At 44.4% G+C, this 13,221-nt stretch carries 12 protein-coding genes and 5 tRNA genes; 7 read left to right on the forward strand and 10 right to left on the reverse strand.

The window, feature by feature from the left end; genetic code table 11:
• Position 1: 1 nt before the first annotated feature.
• The 10 genes from AB4583_RS11410 to lolB all read right to left on the reverse strand — a co-directional run bounded on the left by AB4583_RS11410 (position 2) and on the right by lolB (position 5,330).
• Positions 2 to 86 (reverse strand) — tRNA-Leu (locus tag AB4583_RS11410).
• 72 nt (positions 87 to 158) lie between these two features.
• Positions 159 to 235 (reverse strand) — tRNA-Met (locus tag AB4583_RS11415).
• A 77-nt stretch (positions 236 to 312) separates the two neighbouring features.
• Positions 313 to 387: transfer RNA gene (locus tag AB4583_RS11420), tRNA-Gln, on the reverse strand.
• Between the two features lie 28 nt (positions 388 to 415).
• Positions 416 to 500: transfer RNA gene (locus AB4583_RS11425), tRNA-Leu, on the reverse strand.
• A 65-nt stretch (positions 501 to 565) separates the two neighbouring features.
• A tRNA-Met gene (locus AB4583_RS11430) sits at positions 566 to 642 on the reverse strand.
• Positions 643 to 922: 280 nt separating this feature from the next.
• Positions 923 to 2,014 carry a redox-regulated ATPase YchF gene (gene ychF, locus AB4583_RS11435; RefSeq protein WP_010439159.1) on the reverse strand — a complete coding sequence of 364 codons (1,092 nt, stop codon included), beginning with the start codon at positions 2,012 to 2,014 and terminating at the stop codon, positions 923 to 925.
• Between the two features lie 10 nt (positions 2,015 to 2,024).
• Positions 2,025 to 2,615, reverse strand: coding sequence for an aminoacyl-tRNA hydrolase (gene pth, locus AB4583_RS11440; RefSeq protein ID WP_004739815.1), 591 nt, complete (start codon positions 2,613 to 2,615; stop codon positions 2,025 to 2,027).
• 223 nt (positions 2,616 to 2,838) lie between these two features.
• Complete coding sequence (locus AB4583_RS11445) at positions 2,839 to 3,783, reverse strand: ribose-phosphate pyrophosphokinase (protein ID WP_004739814.1); 945 nt, start codon at positions 3,781 to 3,783, stop codon at positions 2,839 to 2,841.
• 27 nt (positions 3,784 to 3,810) lie between these two features.
• Positions 3,811 to 4,686, reverse strand: coding sequence for a 4-(cytidine 5'-diphospho)-2-C-methyl-D-erythritol kinase (gene ispE, locus AB4583_RS11450; protein WP_372117370.1), 876 nt, complete (start codon positions 4,684 to 4,686; stop codon positions 3,811 to 3,813).
• On the reverse strand, positions 4,683 to 5,330 hold the full coding sequence (gene lolB, locus AB4583_RS11455) for a lipoprotein insertase outer membrane protein LolB (protein ID WP_372117372.1): 648 nt from the start codon (positions 5,328 to 5,330) through the stop codon (positions 4,683 to 4,685). The genes ispE and lolB overlap by 4 nt, the downstream gene beginning before the upstream one ends.
• Positions 5,331 to 5,490: 160 nt before the next feature.
• Here lolB and hemA point away from each other — a divergent pair, with 160 nt between their 5' ends.
• The 7 genes from hemA (at position 5,491) to ushA (ending at position 13,141) form a co-directional block, all read left to right on the forward strand.
• A complete protein-coding gene (gene hemA, locus AB4583_RS11460) occupies positions 5,491 to 6,750 on the forward strand; it encodes a glutamyl-tRNA reductase (RefSeq protein ID WP_017062312.1) in 1,260 nt (419 codons plus the stop codon).
• A gap of 28 nt (positions 6,751 to 6,778) precedes the next feature.
• Complete coding sequence (gene prfA / locus AB4583_RS11465; protein ID WP_017062313.1) at positions 6,779 to 7,867, forward strand: peptide chain release factor 1; 1,089 nt, start codon at positions 6,779 to 6,781, stop codon at positions 7,865 to 7,867.
• A 5-nt stretch (positions 7,868 to 7,872) separates the two neighbouring features.
• A complete protein-coding gene (gene prmC / locus AB4583_RS11470; RefSeq protein WP_372117374.1) occupies positions 7,873 to 8,733 on the forward strand; it encodes a peptide chain release factor N(5)-glutamine methyltransferase in 861 nt (286 codons plus the stop codon).
• A 194-nt stretch (positions 8,734 to 8,927) separates the two neighbouring features.
• Complete coding sequence (locus tag AB4583_RS11475) at positions 8,928 to 9,311, forward strand: SirB2 family protein (RefSeq protein WP_009848726.1); 384 nt, start codon at positions 8,928 to 8,930, stop codon at positions 9,309 to 9,311.
• Positions 9,312 to 9,338: 27 nt separating this feature from the next.
• Positions 9,339 to 10,148, forward strand: a complete 810-nt coding sequence (locus AB4583_RS11480) for a SirB1 family protein (RefSeq protein WP_017062315.1) — start codon at positions 9,339 to 9,341, stop codon at positions 10,146 to 10,148.
• A gap of 22 nt (positions 10,149 to 10,170) precedes the next feature.
• On the forward strand, positions 10,171 to 11,025 hold the full coding sequence (gene kdsA, locus AB4583_RS11485) for a 3-deoxy-8-phosphooctulonate synthase (protein ID WP_017069619.1): 855 nt from the start codon (positions 10,171 to 10,173) through the stop codon (positions 11,023 to 11,025).
• A 454-nt stretch (positions 11,026 to 11,479) separates the two neighbouring features.
• A complete protein-coding gene (gene ushA / locus AB4583_RS11490) occupies positions 11,480 to 13,141 on the forward strand; it encodes a bifunctional UDP-sugar hydrolase/5'-nucleotidase UshA (protein WP_372117376.1) in 1,662 nt (553 codons plus the stop codon).
• Positions 13,142 to 13,221 lie beyond the last annotated feature (80 nt).

Here is a 13,221-nt window from a genome sequence, read left to right on the forward strand (position 1 = left end):
ATGGTGCGGTCGGAGAGACTTGAACTCTCACACCTCTCGGCGCCAGAACCTAAATCTGGTGCGTCTACCAATTCCGCCACGACCGCAGCAAATCTTTGTAGTCATACTGAATATTGGTGATTCAATACAACGTTGTCTTTTCTTTCTCGAAGAAAGAATGGTGGCTACTGCGGGATTTGAACCTGCGACCCCATCATTATGAGTGATGTGCTCTAACCAACTGAGCTAAGTAGCCATCTGAGAGCGAGACAATATAATATAATCTTGCTTTCAATGCCATTATCTTTTTAAAGATAATTACACTTTAAATTGTGGCTGGGCTACCTGGATTCGAACCAGGGAATGCCGGCATCAAAAGCCGGTGCCTTACCGCTTGGCGATAGCCCAACAATGATATCTTAAAGACATCTCAATATGGTGCGGTCGGAGAGACTTGAACTCTCACACCTCTCGGCGCCAGAACCTAAATCTGGTGCGTCTACCAATTCCGCCACGACCGCGTTATTTCCTAAAAACTCTTTGTTACTAAAGACAAACTTTAATATCAAATAGAGTGCTTAGGAAATGGTGGCTACTGCGGGATTTGAACCTGCGACCCCATCATTATGAGTGATGTGCTCTAACCAACTGAGCTAAGTAGCCATTTCCATATTGTTGCTCATTTCGAAACGTTGCCGCTTCGCTGTGAACGGGGCGCATTATGCGGAGTTGAGTGAAACCCGTCAACTTTTTTTTTGAATAAATCGCGAATAAACATCTGTTCGGTTTCTTTTTAGGCAAAGAGGCGTATTTGTCGACAAAAAACAGGTCTAAAAGGCGATATATATAGGAAGTTAACTTTCTGGTGAGGGACAATTTAGAAAGGGGAAAAACAAAAAGGCCAGTGAATTCACTGGCCTTTTTTCTAGATGTTTAATCAGAATTATACATTGAAGCGGAAGTGAACAACGTCACCATCTTTAACGATGTATTCTTTACCTTCAAGGCGCCATTTACCTGCGTCTTTCGCACCGCTCTCACCGTTAAATTCGATGAAGTGATCGAATCCAACAACTTCAGCACGGATGAAACCTTTCTCGAAGTCTGTATGGATCTTACCCGCTGCTTGTGGCGCAGTTGCACCTACAGGGATTGTCCAAGCACGAACTTCTTTAACACCAGCTGTGAAGTAAGTCTGAAGAGTCAGTAGTTCGTAACCAGAGCGGATCACTCGGTTAAGACCTGGTTCTTCGATACCCATATCCGCAAGGAACTCTTCGCGATCTTCGTCATCAAGCTCAGAAAGCTCTGATTCGATTGCTGCACAAACAGCAACAACAACGTTGTTTTCGTTTTCTGCGTATTCACGAACAGCGTCTAGGTATGGGTTATTTTCAAAACCATCTTCTGCAACGTTTGCGATGTACATTGTTGGCTTAAGCGTTAGGAAGTTTAGGTAGCCGATTGCTGCCGCTTCTTCTTTGCCAAGTTCAACAGTACGTGCCATACCACCTTCAGTTAGAACTGGAAGTAGCTTTTCTAGTACAGTGATTTCGAATTTAGCGTCTTTGTCGCCGCCTTTCGCTTTCTTCGCGTTACGTTGAATTGCACGCTCACAGCTGTCTAAGTCAGCCAGTGCAAGTTCTAGGTTGATCACTTCGATATCTTCAATTGGAGATACTTTGCCAGCAACGTGAACAATGTTTTCATTTTCAAAGCAGCGTACAACGTGACCGATAGCGTCAGTTTCACGGATGTTAGCTAGGAATTTGTTACCAAGACCTTCACCTTTAGATGCGCCAGCAACTAGGCCCGCGATATCTACGAATTCCATTGTCGTTGGAAGGATCTTCTGTGGATTAACAATTTTTGCTAATGCATCTAAGCGTAGATCTGGAACCGGAACGATACCTGTGTTTGGTTCGATCGTACAAAATGGAAAGTTTGCTGCTTCGATGCCTGCTTTAGTCAGTGCGTTAAACAGAGTTGACTTACCAACGTTTGGTAGACCAACGATGCCACATTTAAAACCCATGATATAAACCTTATTCTGCTTTGAACGTATGTAAGCGATTTTGTGCTTTTGGTAGGCCATCTTTTAATAAGATGTCTAGGCTGCGAACCGATTCGTCAACGACGGCCTCGATACACTCTTGCTCTTTTTGAGGAGCTTTGCCTAATACATAACCTGCAACTTTATCTTTGTGTCCTGGATGGCCGATGCCTAATCTAAGACGATAGAATTCTTTATTGTTACCCTGCTTGCTGATGATGTCTTTCAGACCATTATGTCCGCCATGACCACCACCTTTTTTAAACTTTCCAATACCAGGAGGCAGATCTAACTCATCGTGAGCGACCATGATCTCTTCTGGTTTAATTTGGTAGAACTTTGCTAAGGCTGCAACTGCTTTGCCTGACAAGTTCATAAAAGTCGTTGGGATCAGCAAACGAAGATCTTCACCGTGAACCATGATACGACCCGTTAGGCCAAAGAACTTTGGTTCGTTCTTTAGTGTCACGTTATGTACACGCGCTAATTCTTCAACTACCCAAGCGCCCGCGTTGTGGCGAGTTTTGGCGTATTCTGGACCTGGATTAGCCAGTCCAACGAGAAGTTTTATTTGTTGGCTCAAGGTATGGATCTCTCTTGGGATTTCAAAAAGCGCCGTATGATATCACAGTTTATGAAAAAGGTGCGAGCTAGCTGATAGCTGCGCGATTATTCCTGTTTGTGATAACTAGCAGTGCAATATTACTCAGACATAAAAAAAGCACTTCATTGACTGAAGTGCTTAATATCTTTCTCTCGCGTGTTTCTAAAACCAAGCTTTTGTAAAAAAAGCTATTGGGCTTTGATTAGTTGAACATCGCTGAGATTGATTCTTCGTTGCTGATACGACGAATCGCTTCAGCAAGCATGCGAGAAAGGCTAAGTGTTGTCACTTTACCCGTCGCAGCCATCTCTGGAGATAGAGAGATAGAATCCGTTACGATAACTTGGTCTAGAACAGAGTTCTTGATGTTGTTCGCAGCAGTACCAGAGAAAACAGCGTGAGTTGCGTAAGCGAATACACGCTTAGCACCGCGCTCTTTTAGCGCTTCAGCTGCTTTACATAGTGTGCCACCCGTATCGATCATGTCATCAACGATCACACAGTCACGGCCTTCAACATCACCGATTAGGTTCATTACTTCAGAAACGTTAGCACGTGGACGACGCTTATCAACGATAGCGATGTCAACATCACCTAGCGCTTTAGCAGTAGCACGAGCACGTACAACACCACCAAGGTCTGGAGAAACCACAACTGGGTTTTCTAAGCCACGGTTCGCCATGTCTTCTAGAAGAACTGGAGTGCCGAAGATGTTATCAACAGGTACATCGAAGAAGCCTTGGATTTGCTCTGCGTGTAGGTCGATAGTAAGAACGCGGTCAACGCCAACGTTAGAAAGGAAATCTGCAACAACTTTTGCAGTAATTGGCACACGAGCAGAACGTACACGACGATCTTGACGGGCATAACCGAAGTAAGGGATTACAGCAGTAATACGGCCAGCTGAAGCACGGCGCATTGCGTCAATCATTACCACCAATTCCATTAGGTTGTCATTGGTTGGTGCACAAGTTGATTGAATCAGGAATACATCGCTACCACGAACGTTTTCATTGATTTGAACAGCGACTTCGCCATCAGAAAAACGGTCTACAGTAGCATCGCCAAGAGAGATGTATAGACGATCAGCAATACGTTGGGCTAGTTCAGGTGTTGCGTTACCAGCAAATAGCTTCATATCAGGCACGGTGGAAACCTCGGGTTGCGTCCAGTTTTAAATAGATTGTGGGTGGGCTGAGTGGTATTCAGCTAAAGTTTCTTTTAAAGGAGAAATGTTTCGTCCTTTCGCTACAAAAGCGGAAACTGTGTCAGGCAGTTGTTCCAACACCAATTCGGCTTCTTTTTTGCTGCTAAATTCAGCAAAAACGCACGAACCAGTGCCAGTCAATCTCGACGGCGCGTATTGTAGCAGCCATGAAAGTTGCTTATCAACCTCTGGGTACAGCATTCGCACAATTTTTTCGCAATCGTTTACGTATTCTTGCTCTAGAAGCGTTGCTAGCGCTCGCTTTGGCGTATTTCGAGTTAATTCTGAATGTTTGAATATGTCTGCAGTTGCTATGCTCACTTGAGGTTTGGCGACTAGATACCATTTTTCATCCGGATTAGCTGGTGACAATTGTTCTCCAACCCCTTCCGCAAAGGCTGCATGGCCTCGAACGAACACAGGAACGTCAGCGCCAAGTTTCAATCCGATCTCTGCGAGCTGATCATCAGACAGGTTGAGTTGCCATAGATAGTTAAGTGCGACCAACACGGTTGCGGCATTTGAAGAGCCTCCACCAATGCCACCTCCCATCGGAAGTACTTTCTTAAGCTCAATATCGGCACCGAAAGAAGTCGATGTATATTGTTGAAGAGCGGTCGCGGCTTTCCAAATCAGGTTGTCTTCTGTTGCAACGCCTGGTATTTCCGGTGTGATTGTGATTGAGTTCGTTTCTTCATTAACGGCAACCGTTAGTTCATCGCCAAAATCAACAAACTGAAACAAAGTTTGAAGCTCGTGATAGCCGTTGTCACGTCGACCTGTGATGTAAAGAAATAGATTCAGTTTAGCCGGAGAAGGCCAATTCGTTGGCGTTGTTATCATTTTTTCAGTGTCCACTTCGAAACTACAATGTTGATTTTGTTATCGTCTTGCTTGAATGACAATCGAGTAGGGAGGGGGATGCTTTCTACATTAGTGTTGTCTTCAGCTGAGAGGTGTTTACTCTGCATCTCAGTATTTCGATAATTAGCGAAGTTCAGTGTCCATAGCTGGCTGCTGACTTGTTTGGTTAGAGACTCAAGCGTGTTAGTTGTATTTAACTGGTAGCTGTCAGCTTGGTCTGGAATGCCAAGGAACCATTGAGGCAGGTGATCAATAGGTATCTGCAAACCTGTCAGTTGCTCAACCAATACAGAGGCACTTGCGTGAGTAAATACTTGGTCGTCATAGGTCACCACTTTGGCCCCCGACGGATCTATAGTCAGGTTCAATGCGGTTTGACCGAGGAATGTCGTGAGCCTTAATTGACTGTGATTTGGTGAATGCTTCCAAATGAAGTTTAGGCTTTGGCGCTGCTCTGGAGAAATGTAGGCGAGCTTGCCCGAGGCTTGGTAGTTTTCTATCTGTAAAAGCCGATCTTGATGACTTTGCCATTCAACGCTGGTTGGTTGTTCTGGGATAGACGAGCAACCCACCATAGTTATGGCCATAAAAATAAGAGACGCGATTTTGAGAAGCTTGCTCATGTTTGCTCACAACTTGTTCAAATTTATCTAAAAAACGCTTCAACTATAGCATTGAATTCACGAACTCAGGAAAACAAATCCCGCTTGCTCTTTAAATAGAGCCATGCATCAAGTAAAATTCGCCCCTTGTTTCCATTCCCTGATCGAGAACTTCTGATACATGTCTTTGCTTGCCGTAGGTATCAATCACAATACAGCGTCGGTTGAATTGCGAGAAAAAGTCGCTTTTGGTCCAGATAAATTATCTGAGGCACTCAAGCAACTTAACGCAAATGCACACGTGAATGGAAGTGTCATACTTTCTACCTGTAATCGAACTGAAGTGTATTGCGACGTTAAAGGCGTGGCTAAAAACAAACTCATCGATTGGTTGTCGGTTTTCCATCAAGTTAGCCCAGAAGAGCTAAAGCCAAGCCTTTATATCCATGAAGAGCAGGCGGCGATTAAACACTTAATGCGCGTTGCTTGTGGTTTGGACTCTTTAGTCTTGGGTGAACCGCAGATCTTAGGTCAGGTGAAGCAAGCGTATACGGACTCGCGAGAGAACAAATCTGTTGATGCTTCAATGGAAAAACTGTTCCAGAAATCATTTTCTGTCGCCAAGCGTGTTCGAACTGAAACTGAAATTGGCGGAAGCGCGGTATCTGTTGCTTACGCAGCCTGTACGTTAGCTAAACACATCTTTGAGTCGATTGCCGATTCAACCGTGTTATTGGTTGGTGCGGGTGAGACGATTGAATTGGTGGCTAAACACCTTTCTGCGAATGGCTGCACTAAGATGATAGTGGCTAACCGAACTCGTGAGCGTGCTTTAGGGCTAGCTGAAGAGTTTGGTGCTGAAGTGATCAGCCTGAATGAGATTCCTGACCATTTGCATAGAGCGGATATCGTGATCAGCTCAACTGCAAGCCCGCTGCCTATTATTGGTAAGGGCATGGTAGAGACCGCACTTAAGACAAGAAAACATCAACCTATGTTGTTGGTTGATATTGCAGTTCCTCGTGATGTGGAATCTCAGGTCGGCGATCTGAATGATGCTTACCTATATTCCGTTGACGATTTGCAGTCGATCGTTGATGGCAATATTGAACAACGAAAAGTAGAAGCGATTCAAGCTGAAGCAATAGTTAGTGAAGAAAGCGCCGCGTTCATGAGTTGGATGCGTTCACTGCAAGCGGTAGACAGTATTCGAGATTACCGTAAATCGGCTAACGAAATCCGCGAAGAATTATTAAGTAAAAGTTTACAATCGCTTGCCGCTGGCGGTGACCCTGAAAAAGTTTTACTCGAGCTCAGCAATAAGCTCACAAACAAATTGATCCATGCTCCAACGCGCGCACTTCAAAGTGCAGCTGAGCAAGGAGAACCTGCAAAATTAATGGTCATTAGACAGAGTTTGGGCTTAGAAAACCCTCAATAATATTAGACCTCCAACAAGATAAGACATTATGAAAGCCTCGATTCTAGTAAAGCTTGAAACACTTGTTGAACGCTATGAAGAAGTTCAACACCTACTTGGTGATCCAGATGTAATCGGGAATCAAGACAAATTCCGTGCACTTTCGAAAGAATACTCTCAACTTGAAGAAGTGACAGCTTGCTTCCAGTCATACCAGCAAGCGAAAGAAGATCTAGAAGCTGCTGAAGAGATGGCAAACGAAGACGACGCAGAAATGCGTGAAATGGCTCAAGATGAAATCAAAGATGCGAAAGCAGCAATTGAGCGTCTGACTGATGAGCTACAGATTCTTCTTATTCCAAAAGATCCAAACGATGAGCGTAACTGTTTCCTAGAAATCCGCGCAGGTGCGGGTGGTGATGAAGCAGGTATCTTCGCGGGCAACCTGTTCCGTATGTACTCTAAGTTTGCTGAGAAGAAAGGTTGGCGCGTTGAAATTATGAGCAGCAATGCTTCTGAACAAGGCGGCTACAAAGAGATGATCGCTAAGGTTAGTGGCGACGCTGTTTACGGCACCATGAAGTTTGAGTCAGGCGGTCACCGTGTACAACGTGTGCCTGAAACTGAATCTCAAGGCCGTGTTCACACGTCAGCATGTACAGTTGCCGTTATGCCTGAGATCCCAGAAGCGGATCTTCCAGAAATTAAAGCGGGTGACCTTAAAATTGATACTTTCCGTGCATCAGGCGCGGGTGGTCAGCACGTTAACACCACGGATTCAGCAATCCGTATTACTCACTTACCAACGGGTACAGTAGTAGAGTGTCAGGACGAGCGTTCTCAGCATAAAAACAAAGCGAAAGCGATGGCTGTTCTTGCTGCTCGTATTGTTCAAGCAGAAGAAGAGCGCCGCGCGGCAGCGGTTTCTGATACACGTCGTAACCTACTAGGTTCGGGTGACCGTAGTGACCGTATTCGTACGTACAACTACCCACAAGGCCGTGTTTCGGATCACCGTATCAACCTTACAATTTACCGTCTTAACGAAGTACTTGAAGGTGACATGCAAAGCTTGCTTGATCCTGTACTTCAAGAGCACCAAGCCGATCAGCTTGCTGCACTTGCAGAGAACAACTAACCAGTATGCAGTCAGCATATACGGTTGAAAGTGCTTTAAAAGCAGCAATCGTAAAGCTTCAAGAGGGTGATAACACATCACCCTCTATTGATGCCGCGGTACTGCTTTGTCACGCCTTAGATAAACCAAGATCTTACCTACTGACTTGGCCTGAGAAGCATCTCACCACTGAGCAAGAGTCTGAATTCAATGCCCTTCTAAAACGTCGCTTAACCGGTGAGCCTGTGGCTTACATTATCGGTGAGCGTGAGTTTTGGTCACTGCCGTTAAAAGTTTCCCCTTCTACATTAATCCCACGCCCAGATACCGAGCGTTTGGTTGAAGTAGCGTTGGATAAAACCTTTGGCAAGCAAGGCGCGATTCTCGATTTAGGGACAGGTACAGGTGCTATCGCGTTAGCATTGGCGTCTGAGATGCCGAATCGACAGGTGACGGGTATTGATCTTCGCCCTGAAGCGCAGCAGCTTGCGACAGAGAATGCACAGCGTCTCAACATCACCAATGCGACTTTTTTGCATGGTAGTTGGTTTGAGCCTTTGAGCTCTGAAGGCGTTGTGAAATTCTCTCTGATTGTTTCTAACCCGCCATACATTGAGAAGAATGATCCTCATTTGTCTCAAGGCGATGTGCGTTTTGAGCCGATCACAGCACTGGTTGCTGAAGAGAAAGGGCTTGCAGATATTCGATACATTTCTGAAAACGCACGTGGCTTTTTGGAAAATGAAGGTTGGTTAGCATTTGAACACGGCTATGACCAAGGTTTGGCAGTTCGTGAGATTATGCAGGCGCTCGGTTATCTCGATGTTGTCACAGAGAAAGATTACGGTGGTAATGACCGAGTGACATTGGGTCGTTACTGTTCATAGTTAGTGATTGTTAATCGTCTTGTGAGCAATGGATGATGAACTTGCTAAATTGATACCTTTAACTCGACAATACATTTAACCCGATAATGCATTTAACGCAGAAATACAGAGATTTTATGCAGAACTACAGAGCATTAACGGGTATTGTGAGGCTCGTGTTAACGAAAGCACATATAAAAATATAAAGGAATACCATGTACGAAGGTCTAAAACATTTTCACCTATTAACGATTGCTATAAGTGCGCTACTTCTCTCGATTCGTTTCGCTCTTATGATGGCTAACTCACCTAAGCTTAAGCATCCTTTCTTGCAGCGTTTCCCTCATATCAATGACTCGTTGCTATTGCTATCGGGTATTGGTTTGATTTTCATCACTGGCTTTATTCCATTTACACCAGCAGCACCATGGTTAACCGAAAAACTAACTTGTGTTATGGCTTACATCGCATTAGGTTTCTTTGCGCTTAAGCTAGGTAAAAACAAGCTACTGAGAGTATTCTCTTTCTTTGGTGCGCTAGGCTGGTTAGCGATGGCAGGCAAAATCGCAATGACCAAGACACCAACATTTTTCGGTTAATTATCTCCTTATTTCGGTTAACTATCTATGTACGAATTTTTTGATGAAGACTTTGACCAGCTAGAATTAGCTGAAGGTGCATTGATCTTAAATAAAGCGATTAACCCAGAAACTCAAGACAGTTGGGCAGAGCAAGAGCTGGCGAGATTGTTAAAAGACGCCGAGTTTGCTTTGGTTAATGAAACCGATGAACAGCAGAAGTTTGAATTTTTTATTCGACTATTCTTTTATGAATGGGGCTTTGCTGGCGATAAAGATGCGTATTTCTCTTCGGAAAACGCGTTCATCGATAAAGTGCTTGAGAGAAAGAAAGGCATTCCAGTGAGTCTGGGGGCGATCTTTCTTTTTCTAGGTCGCAAGCTAGGCTTTCCTGTAGAGGGCGTCTCTTTTCCGACTCAATTCTTACTTAAAGTAAGTTGGTACGGGCAAGCTGCGGCCTACATTAACCCTTATAACGGTGAGTACGTTGGCGAACAAACGCTGCGAGCATGGCTAATTGGCCATGATGGCCCATTAGCTAAGGTGAAACCTGAGCACCTAGAAGTCGCCGACCACCCAACGATTATTGGTAAGTGGTTAGCCCTGCTCAAGAGTGCACTGCTGCGAGAAGAGCGTTATACACTTGCATTGAAGTGTACCGATCTTGCGTTAACGTTTGTGCCGGATGATCCGTATGAAATCCGTGACCGCGGTTTTATCTATCAGCAGCTAGACTGTCACCAAGTAGCCGCAACCGATTATCAATACTTTATCGACCAATGCCCAGATGACCCGGCATCTGAGTTACTGAAATCTCAAGTGAACGTCATGAACGAAAAGACAGTGGTCGTTCACTAATTAATAATTATTTAGAGAGAATATGATGGAACAAAAAACAGTTCACATTGGCGATATGCCAATTGCTAACGACAAGCCATTTACGCTATTTGCAGGCATGAACGTTCTTGAATCTCGTGATCTTGCTATGCAGATCTGTGAGCACTATGTAAAAGTAACCGAGAAGCTGGGCATCCCTTACGTATTTAAGGCGTCTTTTGATAAAGCGAACCGCAGCTCAGTTCATTCATACCGTGGTCCAGGAATGGAAGAAGGTCTCAAAATCTTCCAAGAGCTGAAAGATACTTTCGGCGTGAAGATCATTACTGATATCCACACAGAAGCTCAAGCTCAGCCAGTTGCGGATGTGGTTGATGTAATCCAACTACCTGCATTCCTAGCTCGTCAAACTGATCTTGTTGAAGCAATGGCTAAGACTGGCGCAGTAATCAACGTGAAGAAGCCTCAGTTCATGAGCCCGAATCAAGTTGGCAACATCGTTGATAAGTTCGCTGAGTGCGGTAATGACAACATCATCCTTTGTGAGCGTGGCGCTTGCATGGGTTACGATAACCTTGTTGTGGATATGCTTGGCTTTGGCGTAATGAAGAAGTCTTCAAACGGTAGCCCAATCATCTTCGACGTGACGCACTCTCTACAAATGCGTGACCCATCAGGTGCTGCATCTGGCGGTCGTCGTGAGCAAACGGTTGAACTTGCTAAAGCGGGTCTTGCTACGGGTATTGCGGGTCTGTTCATTGAAGCTCACCCAAACCCAGACCAAGCTCGTTGTGATGGCCCATCTGCGCTACCTCTAGACAAACTAGAGCCGTTCTTGAAGCAGATGAAAGCACTTGATGACCTTATCAAAGGCTTTGAGCATATTGATATTAAATAATTGAGATGGATGTGAAGTAACGGAAACGTTATTTAACAAAGTTGATCTAAGAAAGCCCAGTTCTCTGAATTGGGTTTTTTTTTATCTCGTAAAATCAGCCGAACATAAACCGTTCATTTAAAGAGTTGTTAACGTGGCGGGTTATTACCTAAGAAACTCTTATATGAGTGTGAGGTCAGTCCTGTTTGCAGTAAATTACTGATATTCATCACACTTTGTAAGTAAACGATTGCTTGTGATGCAGGGGAAGTTTGAGTGTAATCTCATAATTTTGTTACACTTAACTGTTGACCTATGCGTGACCAATTCGACATAAATATGAAATCGTCGTGTTACATCTAGAATGTTAATTTAAGATTAGTCATGTTGAAGTCTTATTGTTCGAACTCCAGGAAAGGGGTCGCAATAGATTATAAAAAGCAGTGGATTCCCTAAAAAGTTCAAAGGTATGACAATGAAGCAACGCCTTATTCTAAAGACAGCACTAAGTGCTGCAATTCTAGCTACTCTAGCTGGGTGTGCGTCTCAATCAGCTCATGATTGGAACCAAGACGAAACTTACAAGCTAACGATTCTTCACACAAACGATAACCATGGTCGTTTCTGGCAGAATAAATATGGCGAATACGGCATGTCTGCACGTAAAACGCTAGTTGACCAACTTCGTTCAGAAGTTGAAGCAGAAGGCGGTAGCGTGTTGCTTCTATCTGGCGGTGACATCAACACGGGTGTTCCAGAGTCAGACCTTCAGGACGCAGAACCTGATTTTAAAGGTATGAACAAAATTGGTTACGATGCCATGGCATTGGGTAACCACGAGTTTGATAACTCTTTAGACGTATTACAAAAGCAGATCGACTGGGCTAACTTCCCAATGCTATCTGCAAACATCTACGATAAAGCGACAGGTGGACGTAAGTTCCAAGCTTACGAGATGTTCGAAAAGCAAGGCATCAAGATTGCGGTTATTGGTTTAACAACTGAAGATACCCAAAAGATTGGTAACCCTGAATTTATCGCAGGCATCGACTTCCGTGATCCTAAAGAAGAAGCGAAGAAGCTAATCGCTGAACTTAAAGAAACAGAAAAACCGGATCTAATCTTTGCTGTGACTCATATGGGTCACTACGAAAATGGCCAACGTGGTGTTAATGCTCCGGGTGATGTCGCACTTGCTCGTTACCTAAACGAAGGCGATCTAGACATGATCGTTGGTGGTCACTCTCAAGAGCCTGTATGTATGGAAGGCCCTAACGTTGCGAAGAAAAACTTCAAGCCGGGTGATGAGTGTAAGCCTGACGTACAGAATGGTACTTACATCGTTCAAGCTCATGAGTGGGGCAAGTACGTAGGTCGTGCTGATTACGAATTCCGTAACGGCGAACTAGAAATGGTGAGCTACGACCTGATTCCAGTTAACCTTAAGAAGAAAGTTAAGATTGACGGTAAGAAGCAACGTGTTCTTATTCAAGATGAAATCGCACAAGACCCAGAGCTACTTGAATTCCTACGTCCTTTCCAAGAGCAAGGTCAGGCACAGCTAGAAGTTCAAATCGCTGAGACAAATGGCAAGCTTGAAGGCGATCGTAACGTCGTTCGTTTCCAACAGACCAACCTAGGTCGTTTGATTGCGACTTCTCACATGGAGCGTGCAAAAGCAGACTTCGCTGTGATGAACTCTGGTGGCGTTCGTGACTCAATTGAAGCCGGTAATGTTACTTACAAAGATGTACTGAAGGTACAGCCTTTTGCAAACATCCTGACTTACACAGACATGACGGGTAAAGAAGTTCTAGATTACCTAAATGTAGTAGCGACTAAACCAATCGATTCTGGTGCTTACGCTCAGTTTGCTGGTATCTCTATGACAGTAGCGAACGGTGAAGTATCGAATGTATTCATCGGTGGCAAACAGCTTCGTCTAGACGAAACTTACCGTTTCACAGTACCAAGCTTTAACGCTGCTGGTGGTGACGGTTACCCTAAACTGTCTGATCACCCAGGTTACGTAAATACTGGTTTTGTTGATGCTGAAGTACTGAAAGAGTACCTAGAAGCAAACAGCCCGGTTGACGTGAACAAGTACGCGCCTTCAGGCCAAATGGTTTACAAGTAATTGTATCAATAGGTGCTAAATTAGATTGACTCTAGCACCATGATAAATTTAACTAAAGCGACGCCTCGGCGTCGCTTTTT

The organism is Vibrio sp. 10N.222.49.C12, assembly GCF_041475025.1.
Taxonomy (GTDB): Bacteria; Pseudomonadota; Gammaproteobacteria; order Enterobacterales; family Vibrionaceae; genus Vibrio; species Vibrio crassostreae_C.